Source organism: Pedobacter sp. BG31, from assembly GCF_042464845.1.
GTDB classification, from domain to species: Bacteria; Bacteroidota; Bacteroidia; order Sphingobacteriales; family Sphingobacteriaceae; genus Pedobacter; species Pedobacter suwonensis.
Genome location: NZ_JBHNZK010000018.1, coordinates 55,747 through 78,176 on the forward strand (window position 1 = coordinate 55,747; position 22,430 = coordinate 78,176).

At 39.3% G+C, this 22,430-nt stretch carries 21 protein-coding genes; 8 read left to right on the forward strand and 13 right to left on the reverse strand.

The window, feature by feature from the left end; translation table 11 throughout:
• Window positions 1-69: 69 nt before the first annotated feature.
• The 7 genes from ACFE6N_RS19045 to ACFE6N_RS19075 form a co-directional block, all read right to left on the reverse strand.
• A complete protein-coding gene (locus tag ACFE6N_RS19045; protein WP_378939067.1) occupies window positions 70-1,224 on the reverse strand; it encodes a FecR family protein in 1,155 nt (384 codons plus the stop codon).
• A gap of 100 nt (window positions 1,225-1,324) precedes the next feature.
• On the reverse strand, window positions 1,325-1,918 hold the full coding sequence (locus tag ACFE6N_RS19050; protein ID WP_378939069.1) for an RNA polymerase sigma factor: 594 nt from the start codon (window positions 1,916-1,918) through the stop codon (window positions 1,325-1,327).
• A gap of 377 nt (window positions 1,919-2,295) precedes the next feature.
• Window positions 2,296-2,967: a hypothetical protein gene (locus ACFE6N_RS19055; protein ID WP_378939071.1), complete on the reverse strand. Its 672-nt coding sequence runs from the start codon at window positions 2,965-2,967 to the stop codon at window positions 2,296-2,298.
• A 935-nt stretch (window positions 2,968-3,902) separates the two neighbouring features.
• The gene (locus ACFE6N_RS19060) at window positions 3,903-4,640 is read right to left on the reverse strand and encodes a hypothetical protein (protein WP_378939073.1); all 738 of its coding nucleotides are present in this window, start codon (window positions 4,638-4,640) and stop codon (window positions 3,903-3,905) included.
• A 265-nt stretch (window positions 4,641-4,905) separates the two neighbouring features.
• On the reverse strand, window positions 4,906-5,619 hold the full coding sequence (locus ACFE6N_RS19065; RefSeq protein ID WP_378939075.1) for a hypothetical protein: 714 nt from the start codon (window positions 5,617-5,619) through the stop codon (window positions 4,906-4,908).
• 17 nt (window positions 5,620-5,636) lie between these two features.
• Window positions 5,637-6,275, reverse strand: a complete 639-nt coding sequence (locus ACFE6N_RS19070; RefSeq protein ID WP_378939077.1) for a hypothetical protein — start codon at window positions 6,273-6,275, stop codon at window positions 5,637-5,639.
• 19 nt (window positions 6,276-6,294) lie between these two features.
• Window positions 6,295-6,942 carry a hypothetical protein gene (locus ACFE6N_RS19075; RefSeq protein ID WP_378939079.1) on the reverse strand — a complete coding sequence of 216 codons (648 nt, stop codon included), beginning with the start codon at window positions 6,940-6,942 and terminating at the stop codon, window positions 6,295-6,297.
• A 158-nt stretch (window positions 6,943-7,100) separates the two neighbouring features.
• Between ACFE6N_RS19075 and ACFE6N_RS19080 the strand changes: the two genes are divergently transcribed.
• The 3 genes from ACFE6N_RS19080 (at window position 7,101) to ACFE6N_RS19090 (ending at window position 9,602) form a co-directional block, all read left to right on the forward strand.
• Window positions 7,101-7,661, forward strand: coding sequence for a Crp/Fnr family transcriptional regulator (locus ACFE6N_RS19080; protein WP_378939081.1), 561 nt, complete (start codon window positions 7,101-7,103; stop codon window positions 7,659-7,661).
• Between the two features lie 74 nt (window positions 7,662-7,735).
• On the forward strand, window positions 7,736-8,644 hold the full coding sequence (locus tag ACFE6N_RS19085; RefSeq protein WP_378939083.1) for an NmrA family NAD(P)-binding protein: 909 nt from the start codon (window positions 7,736-7,738) through the stop codon (window positions 8,642-8,644).
• Window position 8,645: 1 nt separating this feature from the next.
• Window positions 8,646-9,602: an alpha/beta fold hydrolase gene (locus ACFE6N_RS19090; protein WP_378939085.1), complete on the forward strand. Its 957-nt coding sequence runs from the start codon at window positions 8,646-8,648 to the stop codon at window positions 9,600-9,602.
• Between the two features lie 304 nt (window positions 9,603-9,906).
• On the opposite strand, the gene ACFE6N_RS19095 is transcribed toward ACFE6N_RS19090, so the two are convergent.
• Together ACFE6N_RS19095 and ACFE6N_RS19100 are read right to left on the reverse strand one after the other, a co-directional pair.
• On the reverse strand, window positions 9,907-10,224 hold the full coding sequence (locus ACFE6N_RS19095; RefSeq protein WP_378939087.1) for a nuclear transport factor 2 family protein: 318 nt from the start codon (window positions 10,222-10,224) through the stop codon (window positions 9,907-9,909).
• Between the two features lie 20 nt (window positions 10,225-10,244).
• Window positions 10,245-11,039: an SDR family oxidoreductase gene (locus ACFE6N_RS19100; RefSeq protein WP_378939089.1), complete on the reverse strand. Its 795-nt coding sequence runs from the start codon at window positions 11,037-11,039 to the stop codon at window positions 10,245-10,247.
• Window positions 11,040-11,163: 124 nt separating this feature from the next.
• Between ACFE6N_RS19100 and ACFE6N_RS19105 the strand changes: the two genes are divergently transcribed.
• Entirely contained in the window at window positions 11,164-11,556 is a 393-nt protein-coding gene (locus ACFE6N_RS19105; protein ID WP_378939091.1) for a winged helix-turn-helix transcriptional regulator, read from the forward strand.
• Between the two features lie 163 nt (window positions 11,557-11,719).
• Here the strand turns inward: ACFE6N_RS19105 and ACFE6N_RS19110 are convergent, their stop codons facing one another.
• Window positions 11,720-12,445: a response regulator transcription factor gene (locus tag ACFE6N_RS19110; protein WP_378939093.1), complete on the reverse strand. Its 726-nt coding sequence runs from the start codon at window positions 12,443-12,445 to the stop codon at window positions 11,720-11,722.
• A gap of 11 nt (window positions 12,446-12,456) precedes the next feature.
• Window positions 12,457-13,881 (reverse strand): sensor histidine kinase, encoded by a 1,425-nt coding sequence (locus ACFE6N_RS19115; protein WP_378939095.1) that lies wholly within the window; start codon window positions 13,879-13,881, stop codon window positions 12,457-12,459.
• A gap of 234 nt (window positions 13,882-14,115) precedes the next feature.
• Between ACFE6N_RS19115 and ACFE6N_RS19120 the strand changes: the two genes are divergently transcribed.
• Entirely contained in the window at window positions 14,116-15,525 is a 1,410-nt protein-coding gene (locus ACFE6N_RS19120) for an alpha-L-fucosidase (protein ID WP_378939098.1), read from the forward strand.
• Between the two features lie 66 nt (window positions 15,526-15,591).
• Here the strand turns inward: ACFE6N_RS19120 and ACFE6N_RS19125 are convergent, their stop codons facing one another.
• Complete coding sequence (locus ACFE6N_RS19125) at window positions 15,592-16,101, reverse strand: RNA polymerase sigma factor (RefSeq protein ID WP_090982041.1); 510 nt, start codon at window positions 16,099-16,101, stop codon at window positions 15,592-15,594.
• A 394-nt stretch (window positions 16,102-16,495) separates the two neighbouring features.
• On the opposite strand from ACFE6N_RS19125, the gene ACFE6N_RS19130 reads away from it, so the two are divergent.
• Entirely contained in the window at window positions 16,496-18,460 is a 1,965-nt protein-coding gene (locus tag ACFE6N_RS19130; protein ID WP_378939100.1) for a PAS domain S-box protein, read from the forward strand.
• A gap of 163 nt (window positions 18,461-18,623) precedes the next feature.
• On the opposite strand, the gene ACFE6N_RS19135 is transcribed toward ACFE6N_RS19130, so the two are convergent.
• Entirely contained in the window at window positions 18,624-19,511 is an 888-nt protein-coding gene (locus ACFE6N_RS19135; protein ID WP_378939102.1) for a helix-turn-helix domain-containing protein, read from the reverse strand.
• Window positions 19,512-19,621: 110 nt separating this feature from the next.
• Here ACFE6N_RS19135 and ACFE6N_RS19140 point away from each other — a divergent pair, with 110 nt between their 5' ends.
• Both ACFE6N_RS19140 and fucP read left to right on the forward strand, forming a co-directional pair.
• A complete protein-coding gene (locus tag ACFE6N_RS19140; RefSeq protein ID WP_378939104.1) occupies window positions 19,622-21,139 on the forward strand; it encodes an alpha-L-fucosidase in 1,518 nt (505 codons plus the stop codon).
• A 21-nt stretch (window positions 21,140-21,160) separates the two neighbouring features.
• Entirely contained in the window at window positions 21,161-22,429 is a 1,269-nt protein-coding gene (gene fucP, locus ACFE6N_RS19145) for an L-fucose:H+ symporter permease (RefSeq protein ID WP_090982049.1), read from the forward strand.
• Window position 22,430: the final 1 nt, after the last annotated feature.

The window sequence follows — 22,430 nt, forward strand, 5'->3', positions numbered from 1 at the left end:
TTTTTCATTTTTTTAGTTTTAGTTGACATTTATTGATTTAAAACAGCATGGTTAGGGCTGCTGGTAGTGTTACTTTACGGTTACTACCTTACCGTTAATATAAAATTTGATATTCCCTGTTTCTTCTAGCATTTTAAGCACTTCCGAAAGGTTATTAAAACGCGATACCGAGCCTGAAAAAGAAGGCATTAACTCGTAACGGCTATTTACTACAAACCGGACACCGTACCATCGAGATAGTTTCTGGATGATGCTGGGTAAACTCTCGTCTTTGAACCTGAACTCACCATTCTTCCAATCGATGGAAAATGCCGGATCTACTGCATTTACCTTGATAGTATTGCCATATATCAGCGATTGCTCTCCAGGTGCAATTACCTTTTCGCCCTTAGGTCCTTTTACTTTGACAGACCCCTCTAAAAGTGTTGTCTTTGTTTCCAGACTATTTTCATAACCGTTTATATTGAAATGCGTACCTAGAACTTCTACCTCCTGTTTACTGCTCTTGACAATAAAAGGGTGATTTTTATCTTTGCTCACTTCAAAATAAGCTTCTCCATCCAGTTCTACCCACCTGTTTTTTGCATTAAAATGGCTGGGAAAACTAAATTTTGTTTCTGCATTCAACCACACCTGTGTACCATCGGGCAGGTTAATCCGGTATTGTCCACCTGACGGGGTTGTTATCGTATTGTTTTTTTGACCTTCATTCACACTTCCATTATTGGTAACTGAAAATACGAGCAGACCGTTTGTAGCCTTCTTAACACTGAGTCCGTTTGTGGTAACCAGTTCTCCGGTCTTACTATTGGTTAAATCTATCTTTCGGCCATCGGCAAGGGTTAAAATAGCGCGGTTACCACCGGGTAATACATCATTGGCATAACGTTCAGAACGGTCTTCAATCTTGCTTTTTAATGCAAAAAATCCACCTATCATACAAAAGGCCAATACTGCTGCCGAAGCCGCAATAATCAATAGTCTCTGGGTAATGTTTCTAGGTTTCACCACCAGATTTTGATTGTTTTCTTGCCCTTTTAACCTTTCTGCGTCAATGCGCGCTTTTAACTTTTTACCAAAAGCTGCTTTTTGCGCCTCATCGGCAGTCCAGTTATTTTCCAATAACTGCTGCTCAACAAAAGAATCAACCAAATGCACCTCTTTCGCTGAAGCTACTCCATCTAAATAATGCTGTATTAATTGTCTTGCCTGTTCGGTTTTCATAGGATGTTGAAATGCATTGATGGTGCCTTACAAATAGATATTCCGAAAAAGTGTGTTTGGTGGTAGATTTATTTTAAAAAAAATAAAAAAAACAGTTTCATTACCTTAGAAGATGTAAAAATATAGCCATCATGGAAGCAGAAAGCTTGCCGTTTAACGAGTCGGCTATTATTTTTATTGCATTACTTACCTGTTTTTTTACTGTTCCTTCGGCAATGTCTAGTTTTTTTGCTATTTCGCGGTATGACAGTTGCTCATCTCGGCTCAAAAGATAAACTTTGCGCATTTTTTCGGGCAATTTGGCAATGCCAAGGTCAATATTTGCTTGTAATTCTTTTAAGGAGATGCTTTCCTCAACGTTTAGGCTATTATCAACTGCTTGTTCGGTTATTTTATCTAAAAAATCAAAGGTATGGATATTTCTTTCAATGTATCGTAAGCACAAATTGCGTGTGCTGCGAATGAGATAAGCTCCTAATGTACTTTTGATAACTAAGATGGCCCTTCTGTTCCAGAGCGATACGAAAATTTCCTGCACAATATCTGCAGCTTCCTCCTCTGATTTGGTTAATCTTATGGCATAAGATGCCATCTTTTCCCAATAACGGTTATAAATTTCGGTAAATGCCTGCTCTTCTTCCTGTTTTATCAGCAAGATAAGTTCAGAATCCGGTAAATGGCTTAGAGATGGCATAGTTTATAAAACGAATATAGAAGAAAATATAAAATAATCTGCTGTAAAGATATAATAACGTTATGCCTCAAATTATCCCTCTTTCAAAAGCCGAAATTAAGGAAATTGGCGAAGTGAAACCTACCGGTAAATAATAACTGGGAGACTATCAATCATAGCGGATCCGTAGCAGAAGTAGAACACAGGTAAAAACATCCCAGCATTGGGCGATTAATTAGGAAACATTCTTAATGATCATTTAATATAAAAGTTATGAAAACTAATACAATTGCATGGTAACAAACGAAAAACAGATAAAAGTTTTACCTCCTGATCATTGCATTAGATCTAAAATTTAAAATATCGCTGTTTATTTTAACTGTCAAGTCTGATCTACATTAGTCCTCTTTGGTTATTTTAACATCAGTAAAGTGACCTAAGGTTCCCGGGCCTATCCATAATCCTATACTTCCGCGGAGATTTTTACCCTGTTTCAGGTCATTTACAATTAAAGTAGGCTGAGCTGCACCATTTACATATAGTCTGGCCGTTTCATCCTTTACCACAATTTTTATTTTGATCCATTCTGCCGGAAAGATATCTACATAAGCCTCATACTTTCCTGGTGTTTCTTTTCTTAATTTTTCCCATGGATATCCTGGGATAGAAATATACTGGCTGGAATGATTCCTGCGTAACTGATCATTTGCACGGCCATTGGTGGGACGTAAATAGAAAACTTCCGCTTTTGAAGCGTCAGGAGCTGCTCTGAATGCTATGCCTACAAACCCACGTGCTGTCTCACTAGCGTTTGCAAGCGTTTGCCCGGAAATGGAGGCTTCAATTATTCCGTTATGAAAGTCAGTATTCTTTAAGATCGCAAGTGTATTGTCTCCATCTGCTTCCCCTTTTATTTCGAGGGCTAAAGCATTTTTACCTTTAAAGTTAGAGGCTTTAACCGTTACCTGAAATGGAACTACATCAGACGGGCTTTTTACAAAGTTTTGTGCCTTTAGGTTCAAGCTAAATATTGTGCTTAAAAACAAGACGTATAGTATTCTAATGATCATAAGAGAATATATTTTAAGTGATTTAATTCATCTAAAATAATGAAAATGGTTTTTCTCTTAGAATCTTTTGATAATCTTCTATTTCTCTAAATCTTTTAGCGGATGACTACAACTCAATTATCATTTCTATTGATGATATGTTATCATTTATTTGCTCATTAGATTCAAAATACCACCACTGAACTACTAAAATATGTACTTAAAATCACGGTACTTTTGGAAGCTCATCTTGATGAGGAATGAGATTGCAATTTAATACACTGTTTTTGCAATTCGTAAAGCATTTTATTTCCAGTTCAGCAATCCTATAATGGGATAAGCTACCTGATAAACGGGACAATTTCTCCAAATGGAGTGCTGGTTAAACTTCCATAAAGAGACAACAGAAATAATATACCGATAACCAAAAGAAATAAGGGTTTGTATCTAAATTCTTTTTCTTTTTTTACTGTGTATCTGTAATAAAGATAGGTGCTTGTCAGATAAATTGTTGTGAAAACCAACATCATGTAAGTAACAGTCATAATTGTATTAGTTTGAGTTTTTTGCTGATATTACAATAAATTTAAAAATCAATTTTTTATGATTTTTATGCTAACTGACATTCGTTGAATATGGTTCATTATTCGTAGGGAACTGAGCTAAATCCGTTTATGCAGGTGCTGTTCAACGCCCCCAAGACAGTTAACGCTAAACAAAAGCGGAGCGGATGATCGTTGGTAATCACGATTAAAATATTTAAAATTGGGAACAAATTAATTTAATGTTGGATACCTGACAACTTCTATATCCGTAAATTAGCCATGCAAATGGAATTAAACTGTAAATAAAGGGATTCGCACGTGCTTTAATGCCAATTTTAGCCAGCTAAGGTCAATCTGGTAATCTATAGCAGGACTGCAACTACCATAAATGCCGGAGTTTTAAGGTTTAATTTAGTTTCCCACTTTGTTGAAAGCATTGCTCATGATTTTACCTGGATCGCTATCTTTGAATAATACCGTTGGTATTTTGTAGTTTTTGGTATCAGTAGTGCTTGGCATATCCTCCTTCATGGTGTTAATATCGGTTTGGGTGTAAGTGCCTTTCAACAAATCAATTTTCTGTTCTGTATGCCCTCCGGCACCCATACTAAAAGCACTAACCTGTGTTAAAATTAAATCTTTGTTGATGTATTGATAAGTACTTTCAATGCTGCCTGCCGGACCGGTTGCCTGCATAGAAATCACCAGTTTTCCACTATCAATCTTAATATTTTCATAGTCGTAGATGGAGTAACCATTTTCGCGGTATTTAGGCTCCACTGCCGAGAATGATTGATCATAGCGTTTATATTTTTCACCTTGTTTAAAAAGTACTAAAGTAGGGCGAAGTGCCGTGCTATCCTGCTGGCTTATGAGTACGATAACTGCATCTTTTAGTCCATCGTTGTTCAGGTCGCCTGTGGCTTCTAAATCTATTTTATAGTTGGCCGGAACAAAATCGTTAATGGTATTACCCGTACCGGGAAAAAAAGGATCTGCACTTGTGGAGTCAGCTTGTTGAGAAAGTTCCGGTTGATTTTTTACAGTATCTGCAACCATTTTTTCCGCTTGCTGTTTTTTATTTTGGCAAGCGAGAATTGTTAATGAAATATTAAAAAAGAGTACAAATTTTTGAAGCGGTTTTATCATGATATTTTGATTAACTTATGGAGACGTTATCATTTAAATATTTACTGATTACAAGGCGTTAAGAGAAATGCTTTATTGTTGCAACACTTTCCTTTTAAAAGCGATGTAGATTTTTTAACTTGTAAGCCAATAAAATTAATACATAGCGGTAAAAAAAGGTGAGTTTTTGCTGTTCCGTTTTTTTTAACGGCCTGGTTGAAAAAGTATGTTTAAATTTTACGGCTTAACGTCTTTCCAAATTTGTCATAGTAATTATGATTGAGTTTTATTTAACGTAGACAAATACGCCGTTATTCAATGTCTTTAAATCATTAACAAAAGCTTTGTTAATCACAAAAAAATACCCATCGTGATGTGGCGTCCTGTCCATGCTTTTAATGGTTCCTTCTTCTTTATCTACCTTTAGTTTTATGGTGTTTTTTTCATCGTTGAAAATGGTAGAGTAACGAAATATTCTATTTTGCGCTTCCCATTCATAAATAGTAAACTTACTCATGAAATCTCCTTCTAGTTTCTTGGGTTTACCATGTTTGTTGGTCAGTGCCGCAATGAAATCCTTCGCTTCTTTATCCGTAATATCGCTAACTTCGGCACCAATGGCTTTGATTTTTCCATCAAGGGATGCTGCTACACTTAATGAACTGAATGCTTGTTTACATGCTATGGCTAATGTATCATCACTTGATGAGCTCATTTGACTGTATTCTACACCAACGGCCTTTTGCTCCTGGGAAAATTCGTTAATAAAAGTAGTATCCCGCAGCACCATTATGGTTTTTTCACCTACAGGGATATCAAAATAATTTTCCAATTTTTCACTTTTATATTTTTCAGGATACAAACTTGTTACTTTGAAATCCAGGTTTATATCTATTAAATTTAAAGGTGCCTGCCCTATAGGTTTTACCTTTCCCATACAGCCAGTAATTGCTATAGATAGCAAAAAAGCATAAAAGCGATGTTTGAAATATTTAATCATACTTGCTGAAAATTAAATCAGGTTTTTTTAAAAAATGCAGCGGCTTCCACCCTTTCAAATTCTTTCTTACCCTCATCCCATAAATAAGCTTTGTAATAAACTTTTTTGTCTTCCGGATTTTCTTTGCAAATCCCGGCAATAAAAAGCCTGCTTGTTAGGGTGCCCATGGCTCTATCTTCTGCAAAAAGACACGAATTCTCTTCACCCAGTGGCAGGTCATAGATTTTTCCATCTCTTACATCAATTATAAACCCCATGATACAACTCGCGCCGCAGCCAAATACAGAAACCACATAGTATCCTGCAAAGCTGATTTCGTTGGTTTGGTAAGCTTTCGTAATTCTGGTTTTAAAATCTTTAGCATTGGGGTAGCTTGCCCAGTCTATAGGCGCATATTGGGTTACTTTTGCAGCATCTACATGATATTGTTCGAAATCAACGTTATCATGATCATCAAGCCGGACTTCTTCGGGCTTTTCCTTTGGCAGCTGAACTGAAGGTAATGAAGCGGTAGGCGTATCAACGATGACCTTTGCTGTATTATCTGCAGGACCAACTTCCACCGCTTCGTTATTACTTTCGGTTACGTTGTTACAGGCGTATGTCATTGCCAAAATGCCCAGAAACAGGCAATTGATCAGTTTTGTCATTTTCATAAGCATTGTACGGTTTAATCTAACCAGCAATGTCGATTCTCCTAAATTTTAGGTATTTGCCATCAATAACTGCAAAGCTGTAAATAATATTGTATTCACCTTCGCTTACAGCATTGCCTTCTTCATCTTTGGCATTGTTGGTATAAGCTAAGTTTAAACTCAACACCTTACTGGTCTTATTGTATTCGGCAATCAGTTGATATTTCGTTTCGTTTGTTGTAACTTCTGGCGTTTCATTATAACCTGTTTGGTATAGCTGATCAGCATTAATTTTCAGTAATGTTTTAACAAAATCTGCATTAAAAATTCTGCTATAATATTGTTCCAGGTCTTGTTCGTAAAATAGATCGGGATTTTCGAATTTGTTTTTTCTCTCCCTTATTTCAGCTTCGGTCAAATTGCATAAGCTCCAGATTGATGCACCATCATCCGCAACCGGGAAATCAAAATATGTTTTGAGCTTTTTGAGATCTTTTGAATAAATGGTTTCTCTAAAATTCTTAAAATCATCTGACCAATCCTTAACTTCAACATCATTTTTTGCTTGAGGTATAAGAATAGTGTCTTTTGCCGCCGTTTGAGAGGTTGATTGGTCTTTTGCCTTTTTTTGCGAGTTATTGCAGGCTGATAATAAAATAAATGCGAGAATTAGATGTATAGGTTTCATAGTAGCGTTTTCAATTTGTTTGTATAGGTTAACGCTAAAAACTTATAATGGTTTTGACGTAAAGGTGTTGTGGTGGAAAAATTTGCTGCCAGAACCCGGATTGAGCAGAATAGTGCCGACAGTTAGAAATATTAAGTATATTTAATGCCGAATCAGCTATGCAGGAACTTAAGAATTTGATACGTTCCAACGTTTGGTTGGAAGAAGAGGACCTTAATAAGATATTAGGGTGTTTTAATCTGAAAACGTTACAAAAGAGTCAGATGCTGCTAAAACGTGGCCAAATCGCTTCACACTATTATTTCTTAAACGAAGGAGCACTTCGCTTTTTCTATAACGACGAACAGGAGCTTACTGCCTGGATCGTTCAGCCTGGCGAGTTTTTTGCTGAAATTTCCAGCCTTAATCCAGGATTACCTTCACGCTTTAATATAGAGGCGGTTGTAGATACTGAACTATACTGTATCCATAAGAACGATATGGATTCGCTTTACAAACAGATTCCGGCCTGGCAGGAATTTGGACGAAAACTCTGGGAAGGTATGTGTGTGCGTATGATCAGTGAGATCATTAGTTTCCAGACCATGACTGTAGAAGAACGTTATCTCGCATTTCTACAAAAGCCCGGCTTCATGCAATTTATTTCTGTAAAGCAACTGGCTTCTTACCTTGGCATAACACCAAACGCCCTAAGTCGCATCCGTAAAAATCTTCGATAATTGCATTATCTACCAAATGGTAGTTCTATTGACTTTCTATGGGCCTAGCTTTGTGAACTCAATAAGAAAGAACAATGAACAATATTATTTTAGTTGCCGGTGCTACCGGCGATCTGGGAAGCAGGTTATGCAAACACTTACTCAAAAATGGCGCTAGTGTAAGGGCTTTGGTAAGAGAACAAAGTAATCAGCAGAAAGTGAATGAACTGCGTGAATCAGGAGTAGAGGTTATAGCGGTTCACTTTGCTGATGAAAAAGGACTGGCGTCGGCCTGTAAAGGCGTTTCCTGCGTAGTGTCTGTACTCGCAGGCTTGCGTGACGTGATTGTAACCGCACAGAGCCAGTTGCTTCATGCTGCCATAAAAGCGGGCGTTCCCCGTTTTATTCCATCCGATTTTTGTACAGATTTTACTCAGCTACAGTTGGGCGAAAACAGGAATTTTGATCTGCGTAGGGAGTTCCAATCCGTGCTTGAAACCAGTAACATCCGGGCTACCTCGGTATTCAACGGTGCTTTTGCCTATGTTTTGCAGTATAACATCCCACTTTTAGATACCAAAGCGAAGACCATTACCTACTATTCAGGAAAAGCTGATTGGCAGATCGACTTCACCACTATAGAAGATACGGCCGCTTTTACCGCATACGCTGCATTGGACGATACCGCACCGCGATTTCTCCGCATTGCAGGCTTCCGGTTTAGCCCGAACGAATTGCAAGCGCTGACCGGACGTGTTTTTGGTGAACATTTCAAACTAAAAGAACAAGGCACACTGGAGCAATTCTCGGCTTACATCCAAAAGTTGCGGACAGAAAATCCTGATGGGGAAAACCAGCTATACCCGCAATGGCAGCAGATGCAATATCTCTACAGTATGTTTGCGGCACATCATCATATGCTTGATAATGATCGATATCGTGGTGTAAGCTGGCAAACCGCAGAAACAACACTTAACAAAATAAATAACAACAAAATAGCGTAATATGGAACAGGTATATAGTGACGAGCAGCTCATAAAACATTGGCCGGGCTTTACCAGCCATGTAATGGAAGTGAACGGAACACAACTGCACTTTGTAGATGGCGGCGGCGAAGGTCAGGTATTGATCTGCCTGCCCGGCTGGCCGCAAACCTGGTATTCTTATCGTTCTGTTGCGCTGCCTTTGGCTGATCGCTTCAGGGTTATCGTAGTCGATATTCGTGGTATGGGCAGTTCGGCAACACCGGCATCAGGTTATGACAAAAAAACAATGGCTACTGATGTGTACGAGCTGATGCGCTTACTGGGTATTGGTAGGGCATATGTTATGGGCCATGATATAGGCGGTATGGTGGCCTGCAGCCTGGCGCATAATTACCCGGAAGTGGTAGAACGCCTGATCCTTGCAGATGGTCTGCATCCTAATGAAGGAATGATGCAAATGAAACTGATGCCGCCTCCTGAAACTTTTGGCAAAAAAATAGATCACCAACAACCTTACACGTGGTGGATGAGTTTTAATCAAGTTAAAGAACTGCCTGAGAAATTGATGGAGGGCCGCTACCGTTACCTGCTCGACTGGCTTTTCGATTACGTGATGGTGGACAGTTCGAAAATGCCTGATTTTGATAGGGATGTGTATGCATACGTTTATAACCAGCCGGCGCGTATACGCGCTTCCAATGGCTGGTACCAGGCTTTTAACCAGGATATAGCCGATGCCAGAAATTATTCGAAGTTAAGGATGCCGGTTTTAGGTATTGCCAGCAATGTTTCGTACGGTTTTTATCAGTATACTTTACCAACGATAGCCGAAAATTATCAACTGCTTAACCTGGAGAATACCGGTCACTATATGTTTGAAGAGAATTCGTCAGGCGTTTGTGAAGCCATCATGGCGTATTTAACAAATAGCAACGAGGATAACGACGGAATTGTTTCGATGGTAAGTTTTAATTAATTGTTAGTTATTAATTTATTAAAAAATAGGCTGTATCATTTTTGTAATTTCACGTCTAATTTGTTACGTTGAGCTTTCGGAAACTTCGGGGAGGCTACCGTTTACAAAATCCGCTAGGGCGGTCGGGAATGACAATCTTAGGAATATTACATAATCAGGATTTATTTGTCAATCATATATTCTGCGATACAGCCTCTTTTTACTCACTCATACATTTACATTTGAGGCTTTTAAAGAATTGCTTTTTGCGTTATTACGTGTCAATCTTCATTAGCAGGTCAATTTTGCGAAGGTAATGCAGGAATTAACCGGTTATTTTCAGTGATTTAACATATCCATCAGAAAATTGAAAATGATATTTCAAAATAACTGGACTACCCGGAAAGTTTCCTGAAGTTTTTGCTAACAGGATGTTTGCTTCTTCGTCATATCCTACCGGCTCAATAGTAGCGTGATATTCTTTGTTTGCTTTATCAATCCAGCTTTCAATTTCTGCTTTTCCGTTATGGGTTTTGCCTTCATCAAATACTTCTGCATTTTCAGTAAAACAATTGGTGTACGCAGCACTGTCAAATTCGTTTTGTGCTTTTACTAATTCGGAGATCATTTTTGGTAAATTCATCGTATTATATTTTAAGAGTTTTAAATTGTTGGTACTGTACCACCGTCTATTACAAATTCGGTTCCTGTTAAATAGCTGGCTCTTGGCGAAACCAGAAAGCCGACCAGTTCAGCTATTTCTTCAGGTTCGGCAGGTCTGCCGAAAGGTATGCCACCCAGGGCATCCATTACACTTTGCTTGGCTTCGGCTAGGGTACTATTTGCGTTTCTTGCAATTTCACCCAGCCATGCCTCCGATGCTGCTGTATTGATCCAGCCTGGCGAAACAGTTAGCACCCGGACACCCTTAGGGGCAACTTCGTTCGATAAACTTTTACTGTAATTTCTCAATGCTGCTTTTGCGGCGGCATAGGGCAAAGTAGAATCATACAGAGGCAGTTTGCCCTGTATGGATGCAATGTGAATAATGACACCACTTTTCCTGTCGATCATTTGTGGCAAGAATCCCCTGTCCAGCCGTACCGGCGCAAGCAAATTCGCTTGTAAATTTGATTCCCAATCTTCATCGGTTAGTACAGAAAAGCCTCCGGCCGGTGTTGATGAACCACCAAGGTTGTTCACCAGAATGTCCAGTTTTCCATAAGTCGACAGCACTTCGCTAACTACTTTTTGTACTCCATTTGCAGTACTCAAATCAGAAGCAATAAAATGCATATTGCTGTTTTCTTTTTCAGGTGCATTTCTGGCGCTGATGATAACTGTTGCTCCGGCTTGTAGTAGTCTTTCGGCAATTGCTTTTCCGGCTCCTTTTGTTCCACCGGTTAACAGGGCCGTTTTACCCTGAAGTTCATTATTGTAATTAAATTGATTTTCCATTTGTCGAATTCTTTGATACAAATTTCGCAAGTATCACTTTTTCAGGCAATAACGGAAAACCGAATTGCATAGGGATAATTTTTTCCCATATTGTACGATTTGGTACATTGCATTAAATTTGTATATGCACGAAAGAAAAATACCTTTGAATTTGAATTGCGGCCTCGACCTGATCGGCGAAGTTCTTTACGGCAAATGGAAAATCCGTTTGCTGTGGTTTATCCATCAGGGGCATTTGAGGCCAAGCGAATTACAGCGTAAAATTCCGGATGCTTCAAGGCGCGTTTTAAATATCCAGTTGAAAGAACTTGAAGATCATGAGCTGGTGACAAAGAAAATTTATGCTCAGGTACCCCCAAAAGTTGAATATTCCCTTACAGATTTTGGCAAAACCCTAGTTCCGGTAATTTCTGCCTTAGGATTTTGGGGTGATGAACATGAAAACAGACTGAGAAGGGTAATTTTAAAAAGAATGGAATCCCCACAAAACCTTTCAGAATATGCTGCGCTGCCGTAGGGATCATGGAAAACAAATTAAAGAAGGTTTATCCCATAATTCAATTCTATTAACAATAACATTGGATTTTTAACCTTTGATGTCTTGACTCCTGATGTATTTGAGGGAAAAGGCCATCGCGCTGGTGGGTTCCTGCTGTTCTTAGCTATCTTCTATTCTTGCTCTAAATGTAATTTTCACTGTGCTGATGTACCTTCAAGATGTATCCAAGGCCGTATACATTTTCAATACTCACCTGGTTAGATGCCCGGAAAAGCCGGCGCAGTCTTGAAATGAATACTTCCAGACTTTTTCCATTGAAATAGTCATCATTTCCCCATAAGGATAAAAGCAGGTCCTTTTTTTTAACCACCTGGTTAATATTACCTGCCAGCTGATCCAATACCTCTGATTCTCTTACCGTGAGGGAAATTTCTTTACTATCTGGCATCAAAACCAATAACTGATCCTTTTGGTACCTGATATCTCCCAGGTTGATATAGTCAGATTTTACAGCAGCTGGTGCTTTTGGATCAGGTGAAAATTTATTGATGATGTTTGCAATTCTCAGTACCAGTTCTTCAATTTCAAACGGCTTTGATATATAATCAATGGCGCCAATTTTAAGCCCCCTGAGCCGGTCTTGTTTTTCGCTGTGTGCCGTTAGGAAAAAGAAAGGTTGGCTGGCGTTAATTTTCACCAGTTCAGCAGCCAGTTCAAAACCGTTAATGTCAGGTAGCTGTACGTCAACAATCACCAGCTTGTTGTTAAACGGGTTTGCAGCATAATAAGCTAACGCTTCTGTAGCAGTATTAAACCATAATACGCTAAAGCCACGTAATTTCAGGTATGCTGTGATAACGTTGCCCAGATCCGCTTCATCTTCAATTATTATGATATCATAAGGCATAGGATTGCAGTTTAGTTGATGTTAATCTGATTTACAGGTATGTGTACCAGAAATTCGGTTCCTTGTTCAGGTGTTGTTTTTATACTGATTTTCCAACCGTGGATATCAAGGCATTGTTTTACATAATACAAGCCAAGCCCCAGGCCTGAAACGGTATTGTCTTTAACTCCACGGAAGAATTTATCGAATATTTTTTCTTTCATATCCGCTTCAATTCCCTTTCCATTATCTTTGATATGCAGTGTATAGCCATCCTTGTTTTTTGTGATAAAGATCATTGTTATTTTAACGTCGCTTTGATTGTGTTTAAAGGCATTGTCAATGATATTCTGCAGCATGGTGGTAAACACAAAAGGATCTAGCATCACCAGTATTTCCGAATCGTAAGGATCAAATGTCAGCCTGTCTGGTGCCTGTATTTTTATTTTATAGTCGTTTACCAGCGTTAGCACAATATAGTTGAGATCTGTTTCTTCTAAATTGATATGGTTGTTCATTTCCGATACTCCAAGCATTTGGTTGATGTGGGAGTAAAGTCTCCTGGCTTGTCTCTCCACAATATTTACCAGTGTATTTACACGATTCCGGTCGCTGAGTACCTCATTTTCGTGCAGGCTTTTACTCGCCAGCAGAATGGTGGTAATAGGGGTGTTGAATTCGTGTTTGATACTGTTTAGGAAATCGGATTTAATATCCGTTTCTTTTTTCTGCCGCATCCAGTTGATATAAGTGTAATAATTGATGCCTACGATGATCAAGATGCAAAGTGCCACCAGCAAAAACGTAGGCAACATCTGATACGCCACTTTGAGTGTGCGGCCAGGCTGGTCCACAAAAAAGTTAAAGGTTACCCTGTAATTGTAAACCAGGTTACCACTGACAGAAAGATTGGTAATTCTGTTCTGCATCGTCGGATGAGTTAATGTGCCATCGATAATGATACCGAACGGTGTCTTTTGGTCTGCTTTAAAACTGGTAGGGGTATGGTTGTTAAATATGGTGAGGTCTCCGATTTTGGTATCGAAGTTGATATCTATCTGCTGAAAGGTAAGCAAGTATTGTAAGTTGCTGTCCAGGCCATTTCTTTTTACTATCGATTGGAAAACACTGTCCATCGTACTTTCCTTTTGAAGCTTCTTCAATAAGCTGTTGCTTACGCTTTGCGAAAGTTTAATAAATTCATTCCGGTTACTGAGGTAAGCATTTTTAAGTGCAGGCATATTTCTGATGAGGATCGAATCGATAATCTTTCCTCCGCCCTTGTAAACCTTATCTTCAGATATACTGCGTCCGTATTCATCATTAATCAGTGTCTTTTCCTTTAAACTATAGTCTCTGTCTCTGAGTACGTAGGAGTTATAGGTTAACCTGAATTGCACAAGAAGCAATATCAGAAAGCTAACCAATACAACTGCCTTATATATCCGATCTTTCATTTTATTCTTTAAAAATAGCCCTATTATTCCATAAATGACATATCGTTAAGCTTTTGTTAGGTTTCTGTTACGTTTTTGTTCGGCAAATTGTTGCGGGGTGGGATGTAGCTTTGACAATGGATCTGGATGACCTTTTAAATCAGGTTTATCAAACCATCTGACTCGGGTAAATAGGTGCGTGAAGCCTATTATTCGAAAAATTCACAATAACAATTAAACTAAAAAAAAGGAAAAATGACCTTTAGAAGGATTTTATCATTATCACTCATCGTTTCAGCTATAATAGCGAAGAACCCGGTCAGGGCACAGCAAAAACCTGCCAGCAAACCCCTGGCAGAGCTGCAACAAGATTTCGTTGACCTCGGATTGGGCATGTTTATTCACTACGGTATGCCAACTTTTATGGATCAGGACTGGTCTGATCCGGATGCAGATCTTTCCCTGTTCCAATCGCCAAAACTTGATGCCGATCAATGGGCTAAAGCTGCAAAATCTGCTAATATGACTTATGGTTGCCTTACTACCAAACACCACAGTGGTTTTCCGATCTGGAATACCAAAACAACGGCTTACAACGTCATGAATACACCATTAAAGCGCGATGTGGTAAAAGAATATGCAGATGCTTTCCGAAAAAATGGCTTAAAGGTAATGTTGTATTATTCTATACTGGATACCCACCATGGCATCCGCCCAAATCAGATTACACCTGAAAATGTGAAAATGATTAAAGATCAGATTACCGAACTATTGACCAATTATGGAGAGATCACCGCCCTGATTATTGATGGATGGGATGCGCCATGGTCGAGGATTTCTTATGATCAGGTGCCTTTTGAAGATATTTATTACCTGATTAAATCGTTACAGCCAAATTGCCTGGTCATGGATCTGAACGCGGCCAAATATCCTGCCCAAGCGCTATTTTATACCGATATCAAATCTTATGAACAGGGGGCAGGTCAGTTTATTTCAAAAGAAAACAATAAACTTCCGGCGTTGGCCTGTCTTCCGCTGCAAGCAAACTGGTTCTGGAAAACATCTTTCCCTACCACTGCGGTAAAGAACGTACCCGAACTGGTGAACAAATTCATTATCCCGTATAACGGTGCATACTGCAATTTCATTTTGAATGTAGCACCTGGTAAAAATGGTTTGATAGATGATAATGCTTTAACTGCCTTGAAGGAAATGGGGCAACTCTATAAAAAAACTACTGGTATTCCACGTATTCCACCGCATGCTGCTCCGATTATCTCCAGTAATATGGCTAAACATATAAAAAGCAATAGCAGCTGGAGTGACGATATGAACATCATGGATTTTGCCAACGATGATAATTTTGGCTCTAGCTGGTCATCCAATTATACGGTTAAATCGCCTTGGTACGAGTTAAATTTTGAGAAGGCAGTGCCATGTAACATGGTGGTGCTTACCGCTGGAAATAACCAAAAAGCATCCTATCATTTACAATACTATGCAAATGGTCGATGGAATACACTAACCGCAAATAATGAAGGAGAAAAAAAAGTTGCCATTTTCCGGTTCGAGCGGATCTGGTGCGAAAAAATCAAAGTTACCATTACCGATTTCGATAGTCCGCCTGCTATTGCTGAACTAGGCGTATTTAATGAAAGAAAATAAAATGTGCTTAGCCGGATTGGATGTGGTCCGGCTAGGCTTTTAATACGCTAATGGACAATTTTGATACTAAGCTATCCGATACTGTTTCAGGTAGGTTTTCAAGATCTGTCTCGCCTGATGGATATGGGTTTTTACTGTTCCTAAAGGAATACCCCGCTCTTCAGCAATTTCTTCATATTTATACCCCTCAAAGTACCGCTGAAACGGAATCCGGTACTGTTCAGGCAAACTCTTCAATGCTTTTTGGATATCATCCATCACAAACTTTCCTTCCGAAGAAATTTTGGTTGAACTTTTGAGCAGGTTAGGGCTTGATAAATCTTCATCCCTGCTAATTACTGAATGCCTTTTCTGAGCCTTACGGTAGTCGTTGATAAAGGTATTCCGCATAATTACATAAAGCCAGCCACGTAAATTGGTGCCTTTATCAAACTTTGCGCAAAATCGAATTCCTTTAATCAGTGTATCCTGCACCAGGTCTTTCGCATCATCTTCATCTTGGGTAAACCGCATCGCATGGGAGAGGAGGGCAATAGCATGCCCATCAGCCGCCCTGCTGAATTCATTTTGATTCATAGTTTTTCAATTAGGTAGATAGGTTATTAAAGAACAGGCTGAATTAAATTATGTTTTGATTAATCTTGAGCAGCATAATAAGCCATAGCAGAACAACAGACCTGTTATAGATCTAAGCATCTGGTTTAGGTATGGCCAGGCGGCTTAATGGAACTTTTTTTGTAAAATAAAATGGCTAGCAATAATCATTCAGATGAATTTAATTCTGTTAACATCTATGTGATTGTTACATTTAAAAATAAATTTGAAGAACATAACAAAACTATTATTGTAGCATACAGGTTTTTTTAATTAAGGCTGCTTACAAACAAAAAATATTTAAGATGAATGATTGTTTAAAAATATCTTCAATAAATTTGAAGGTTCTTTCAAATGGATTTAATTCCTAATCACTATGATAAAGTCAGCTCATCTGCCTGATCTCTTCACGCTTCAATCCATTTTTGAAGGTATTCAGGATGCAATATATTGTCATGACCTCGAATTTAGAATAACCAACTGGAGCCCTGCGGCAGAACGGATGTTTGGCTATACCGCAACAGAGATATTAGGACAGTCTATTTTTCTGCTGATTCCGGATGACAGGCATGCAGAGAAGAAAAAGCTGATGCAGGAAATTTTAAATGATACACGTATCAGTCATTTCAGAACCGTCCGGCTTGACTGTTCGGGCAAAAAAATACCTGTTTCCTTAAGCTTTTCGCCGATCAAAAATCAGGATGGGAAAATTATTGGTACGTCGCAAATTGCACACGATATCTCCTTCGAACACCAGGCAGAAGAAAAACAATCCATGCTTGCTGCCATTATAGAAAGTTCTGAAGATGCCATTATCAGTAAAACGCTTGATGGGATCATTACAACCTGGAATAAGGGAGCTGAGCATATTTTTGGTTACACTGAAGAAGAAGCCGTTGGGCAACCGATCAGCATACTTCTCCCTGCCGACCGCTTGAGTGAAGAAGAAGCCATCATTGCAAGCCTGCGGCGAGGTGAGCGGGTAGGCCATATACAGACCATCAGAAAAACAAAAGATGGACGCTTGTTAAATATTTCACTCGCAGTATCTCCTATCAAAAACCGCGATGGCGTGGTTATTGGGGCATCGAAGGTTGCCCGTAATATTACTTCTCAAAAGGAATCTGAAAGGTTAATTGCCAAGCACATAGAGCGTTTGGAGCTGTTGAATGTAGTGGGCAGGAGCATAAATGGCTCTTTGGATCTTCAGCAGATATTACAGCAGGTAACTGATTCGACAACAAAACTTACAGGTGCAGCCTTTGGGGCATTTTTTTATAATCAGGTTAACCAGAAAGACGAATCTTATTGGTTATATACGCTATCAGGTGTTCCTAAAGAGGCTTTTGCTAACTTTCCGATGCCACGTAACACCACTTTATTTCATCCGACCTTTAGCGGTGCGGGCGTAGTACGATCAGATGATGTTACCCTGGATTCCCGCTACGGCAAAAGCGGACCCTTTTTTGGAAAACCATCCGGTCATTTACCAGTGGTGAGTTATCTGGCTGTTCCGGTTAAAACCAAATCAGGCGAAGTCATTGGCGGGTTGTTTTTCGGTCATCAAGATAAGGCTGTTTTTAAAGAAGAACATGAGGAACTGGTGTTAACAGTAGCTTCACAAGCCGCTATTGCCATAGAAAATTCCAGGCTTTTTAAAGAGGTACAGGAACTAAGTGCCAAAAAAGACGAATTTATTGCAATGGCTTCACATGAATTAAAAACACCAATGACCTCTCTTTTCGGCTTTTTGCAGCTGGCCGATCGTCATGTAGTGGAAGGTGTTTCGAAAAATCTGATTGAAAAGTCGATCAAACAATTGCAGAAAATGATCGTTTTGGTTACCGATCTTTTTGACGTTTCCAAGATCCAGGCCGGAAAATTACAATTGAACATGGAATGTCTCAACCTGGCCATACTGGTTCAGGAAATCAAAGAATCTTTTTTACAAGCCCATCCCGACCATAACTTAACTATCGAAATGCCCGAAGAAAGTTTTGTTCATGCTGATCGCATGCGTCTTGAACAGGTACTTACCAATTTATTGAACAATGCAGTTAAATACGCACCTGAACAAAAAACAATTGAATTAAAGGTACTGCATGTGGATAAAGTGGTACATACATCAGTTAAAGATTTTGGTCCGGGGATTAGCGAAGAAAACCAGCGGCATATATTTGGCCAGTTTTATCAGGCTAAGGAAAATAGAGATAGCTCATCAGGGCTGGGCTTAGGGCTTTTTATATCAAAAGATATTATTGAAAGGCATGGTGGCCAAATCTGGGTAGAAAGCAAGCCTGGTAACGGCGCTACCTTTAATTTTTCTTTGCCATTGGCATAAAAATTCAGACTTGCAGCAGCTGTCCATGGGATTTACCGGATAAAAAATGAGATGGCAATAGAAACGCTAAACCAACATCAAGGCGGCAAAACATATAGGTAAATGCCTTTTGATAGGCACCCCTGCCGTTGATCAGGTTTTTTAACTTTTTATTATTGAAATGTTACAAAGTAAACCCTACCGTATAAACCTGTTTCTTATAGGTACTGGGCGACATGCCCGTAAGTTTTTTAAAAGATTTTGAAAAGTAGGAGAGGTTGTCAAAACCGGTTTGTGTTGCAATTTCTGAATAGGCAAGCCGGCTGGTAGCCAATAAATACTGCGCACGTTCGATCCTTTTTTCAAGAATATAACTAACAGGGCGTTGCCCGGTAAAAGTTTTGAATAAACGGGAGAAGTAATCGGGATGCTGGTTAATACGTGAAGCTAAACTGGTGACAGATAGTTCCTGGTGCAGATTGACCAGTATGTAACCCACTGTTTCCACGATCTTCGCGGGCGCATGCCGTTCTTCCGGTTTGCGTTGTAATTGTGGTTGGAGCAAGCGTCCCATCAACTGAAGCAGTATTCCCTGCGTTTCCAGGTAGTTGGCTAAACCCTGCATGTTGTTCAGCTCCTGATATTCTTTATAGTAAATATTTTTCTCATAAATTTTCGGATCATCAGACCGGTTAATGCCACGGCCCGGATTTATTTCAAGCAATCGTTTAAAAAGGTCAATATCTATTTGCTTTGCCTTCACTTTCGAAGCATTACGGCTTCGTGCAAAAAGAGAACTCCCATCTACAGATTCTTCAAAAAACTGCACAAAATACTGGCTTAAATATCCGTCGCAATGTAAATTACAGAGGGTAAAGCTGGGTATAATATACAGGTATCCAGGTTCAAGTTTTAAAGAACCCGACTGGCCGGATATCTCACCGCTTCCTTCGTCTATATAATAAATCCGGAAATATGGACTGATGACGTTTAGGTAATTCCATTTTTCCGATAATTTCACATAATCTACATTGAGTAGTGAAAAGGTATTCTGCAGTACTCGCTTAATCATTTTTAAATGTCGGATTTTTACAATAAATAGTCTAATTTATTTAAAAATAGAACGGATAACATGTTTATTTTTGAAAATAGTAACCAGATATAAAAATCGTTATTACACAAATGAGAAAAAAAATATCCATAGGCATTATTGCAATTTCCATGTTGCTGAATGCACAGGCTCAGCAAAAAAACACCAGCCCTGAGCAGGGTAAATTCAAACCTACAGACGAATCTTTAAAGCAGTATCAATATCCAGAGTGGTTCCGTGATGCTAAATTTGGTATCTGGTCGCACTGGGGGCCTCAGGCAGTTCCCCGTCAGGGCGATTGGTATGCCCGGGGCATGTATCTGCAAGGTAATGATCAGAACAAATATCATGTAGCACATTACGGACCACCATCAAAATTTGGCTATAAAGATATTATTCCACTCTGGAAGGCAGAAAAATGGAACCCTGAACAATTGATGGCCCTTTATAAAAAAGCGGGTGCAAAATATTTTGTGAGTATGGGTTCACACCACGATATGTTTTTCTTGTGGGACTCGAAAATCCATAGATGGAATTCGATTAAAATGGGGCCTAAAAAGGATGTAGTTGGCCTTTGGCAAAAAGCAGCAAAAAAAGAAGGCCTCCGTTTTGGGGTTTCTGAACACCTGGCCGCAAGTTTCAACTGGTTCCAACCCAGCCATGGAGCCGATGAAACCGGACCGTTTGCCGGGATTCCGTATGATGGACATGATCCACAATATTCAGATCTGTACCATTTGCCAGCTGATTCAAGCAACATTAAAGAATGGCTGACCAATAATCCGGCATGGCATAAAAAATGGTTAACCTATGTAACCGAACTGATTGATAATTATCATCCCGATCTGCTTTATTCTGATAGCAAAGTGCCTTTTGAAGAATATGGCCGTAAAATGGTGGCGCATTACTACAACCAGGACCTGGCTAAAAATAAAGGTAAAATTGAAGCGGTTTATACCCCTAAAGAACCTTCTGAAGGTAAATGGGCGCAGGATGTGGAGCGTGGTGTGCTCGATTCGATCAGTCCTTTCCCTTGGCAAACCGATACTTCAATTGGCGATTGGTATTACCGGACAGGCCAACGTTACAAAAGCACAAATGAAATTGCCCAGCTATTAATCGATGTGGTTAGTAAAAACGGAAACCTGCTGATTAATGTGGTGCAAACCCCTGAGGGCGATTTAGAGCCTGATGTTATTAAAATTGTAACGGAGTTAGGCGAATGGACCAAAACTTATGGAGAAGGAATTTATGCCACAAGACCCTGGAAAGTTTATGGAGAGGGACCATCTACTATCAAATCGAACCAGAAAAAAGGAGATTTTGGTGGATTAGCCGATACACGTGATTACCAGGCTACGGATATCCGATATACCACAAAAGGGGGTAACCTTTTTGCGTTTTGCATGAGCATGCCTGAAACAGAGATCAAAATGGAATTATTAGGAAAAAATTCTAAATATCTTGAAAAACCGATTAGTTCGGTTACCCTTCTGGGCAGTAAGGAAAAACTGGACTGGGCACAAACCGACGATGCACTGCTGATCAAGAAGCCTAAGAATTACCCTGCCTGGGCGGTTACAGGATTTAAAATAGAATTTAAAAAATAAAAATGTACTCAATCTTCTTTGATGGAAAATAAACGCTCCACGCTGGCGGTAATATTAATTACCTCACTGTTTTTTTTATGGGGATTTGCCCACAATCTTGACCCTATATTAATTCCGCATTTAAAACGTTCATTTACGCTCACTACGGTACAGGCTACGCTTGTAGACTCGGCGGTTTTTATCGCCTATTTTGTAATGGCGTTGCCGGCAGGTATCATCATGAAAAAATATGGCTATAAAAGTGGGATAATCATTGGCCTTTTGATATTTTCAGTAGGCTGTTATTTGTTTTTGCCTGCGGCCCAGGTGCAATCCTACAATTTCTTCCTGGCTGCACTTTTTATTATTGCATGCGGACTCACTATTCTGGAAACAGCAGCAAACCCCTATATTACCTTGGTTGGAAAACCGGAAACCTCTACTTTCAGACTAAATCTTGCCCAGTCTTTTAACGGGCTTGCGGCTTCACTTGCACCAATCATTGGCGGTAAACTGATCTTGGTAGAGGGCGTATCAGATAGCGCGCTTGCAAAAATGGATCTGGCTACTCAAAAATCGGTACTGGCATCAGAAGCTACCTCTGTACAGGGACCATATTTTGTGTTGGGGACCATATTGGTTATATTGGCTGCTGTATTTTATTTTATCAAATTACCCGATATCAGAACAAATAATGAAGGGACGGCTAAACAAAGTTTTTGGCAGGTTTTTAAACATAAACATTTATCGTGGGCAATAGCTGCACAGTTTTTTTATGTTGGCGCACAGGTATCTGTATTTAGCTTGTTTATTCTTTATGCAACCAAATCAGCGGGTATTACAGATAAAGAGGCAACTTATTACTTAGGTGTTTGTGGTTTTGCATTTCTGATCGGACGTTTTTTTACTACTTTCCTGATGCGCTTTTTTAAGGCCCAATATTTATTGGTTACCTATGCCTTTATCAGTGCATTGCTTTGCTTTGTTGCCATCATGGCTTCTGGCATCACAACGGTGTATGCCGTTATTGGCATTTGTTTTTTTATGTCGGTGATGTTTCCTACTATTTTCTCTCTGGGCATTAAAGACCTTAAAGAGGATACCGAACTGGGAAGTAGTTTAATTATTATGTCAATTGTGGGTGGCGCAATATTACCACGTTTTTTTGGATATTTGAGTGACGGAACGGGAAATATCCAGAATGGATATTATGTGCCCCTGGTTTGTTTTGTTGTGATTATGCTATTTGGCTTAATGGGGCAAAAAACAACAAGAAAAGACATCATTAATCAACCGAATGAAATTTTATAAT

Coding starts and splice junctions, on each gene's coding strand:
- ACFE6N_RS19095 (WP_378939087.1), bottom strand. CDS start 10,224: ATGAATTTACCAAAAATGATCTCCGAATTAGTAAAAGCACAAAACGAA.
- ACFE6N_RS19115 (WP_378939095.1), bottom strand. CDS start 13,881: ATGAAAGATCGGATATATAAGGCAGTTGTATTGGTTAGCTTTCTGATA.
- ACFE6N_RS19070 (WP_378939077.1), bottom strand. CDS start 6,275: ATGAAAATGACAAAACTGATCAATTGCCTGTTTCTGGGCATTTTGGCA.
- ACFE6N_RS19055 (WP_378939071.1), bottom strand. CDS start 2,967: ATGATCATTAGAATACTATACGTCTTGTTTTTAAGCACAATATTTAGC.
- ACFE6N_RS19045 (WP_378939067.1), bottom strand. CDS start 1,224: ATGAAAACCGAACAGGCAAGACAATTAATACAGCATTATTTAGATGGA.
- ACFE6N_RS19060 (WP_378939073.1), bottom strand. CDS start 4,640: ATGATAAAACCGCTTCAAAAATTTGTACTCTTTTTTAATATTTCATTA.
- ACFE6N_RS19135 (WP_378939102.1), bottom strand. CDS start 19,511: ATGATTAAGCGAGTACTGCAGAATACCTTTTCACTACTCAATGTAGAT.
- ACFE6N_RS19085 (WP_378939083.1), top strand. CDS start 7,736: ATGAACAATATTATTTTAGTTGCCGGTGCTACCGGCGATCTGGGAAGC.
- ACFE6N_RS19080 (WP_378939081.1), top strand. CDS start 7,101: ATGCAGGAACTTAAGAATTTGATACGTTCCAACGTTTGGTTGGAAGAA.
- ACFE6N_RS19075 (WP_378939079.1), bottom strand. CDS start 6,942: ATGAAACCTATACATCTAATTCTCGCATTTATTTTATTATCAGCCTGC.
- fucP (WP_090982049.1), top strand. CDS start 21,161: ATGGAAAATAAACGCTCCACGCTGGCGGTAATATTAATTACCTCACTG.
- ACFE6N_RS19140 (WP_378939104.1), top strand. CDS start 19,622: ATGAGAAAAAAAATATCCATAGGCATTATTGCAATTTCCATGTTGCTG.
- ACFE6N_RS19105 (WP_378939091.1), top strand. CDS start 11,164: ATGCACGAAAGAAAAATACCTTTGAATTTGAATTGCGGCCTCGACCTG.
- ACFE6N_RS19110 (WP_378939093.1), bottom strand. CDS start 12,445: ATGCCTTATGATATCATAATAATTGAAGATGAAGCGGATCTGGGCAAC.
- ACFE6N_RS19050 (WP_378939069.1), bottom strand. CDS start 1,918: ATGCCATCTCTAAGCCATTTACCGGATTCTGAACTTATCTTGCTGATA.
- ACFE6N_RS19125 (WP_090982041.1), bottom strand. CDS start 16,101: ATGAATCAAAATGAATTCAGCAGGGCGGCTGATGGGCATGCTATTGCC.
- ACFE6N_RS19065 (WP_378939075.1), bottom strand. CDS start 5,619: ATGATTAAATATTTCAAACATCGCTTTTATGCTTTTTTGCTATCTATA.
- ACFE6N_RS19120 (WP_378939098.1), top strand. CDS start 14,116: ATGACCTTTAGAAGGATTTTATCATTATCACTCATCGTTTCAGCTATA.
- ACFE6N_RS19090 (WP_378939085.1), top strand. CDS start 8,646: ATGGAACAGGTATATAGTGACGAGCAGCTCATAAAACATTGGCCGGGC.
- ACFE6N_RS19100 (WP_378939089.1), bottom strand. CDS start 11,039: ATGGAAAATCAATTTAATTACAATAATGAACTTCAGGGTAAAACGGCC.
- ACFE6N_RS19130 (WP_378939100.1), top strand. CDS start 16,496: ATGATAAAGTCAGCTCATCTGCCTGATCTCTTCACGCTTCAATCCATT.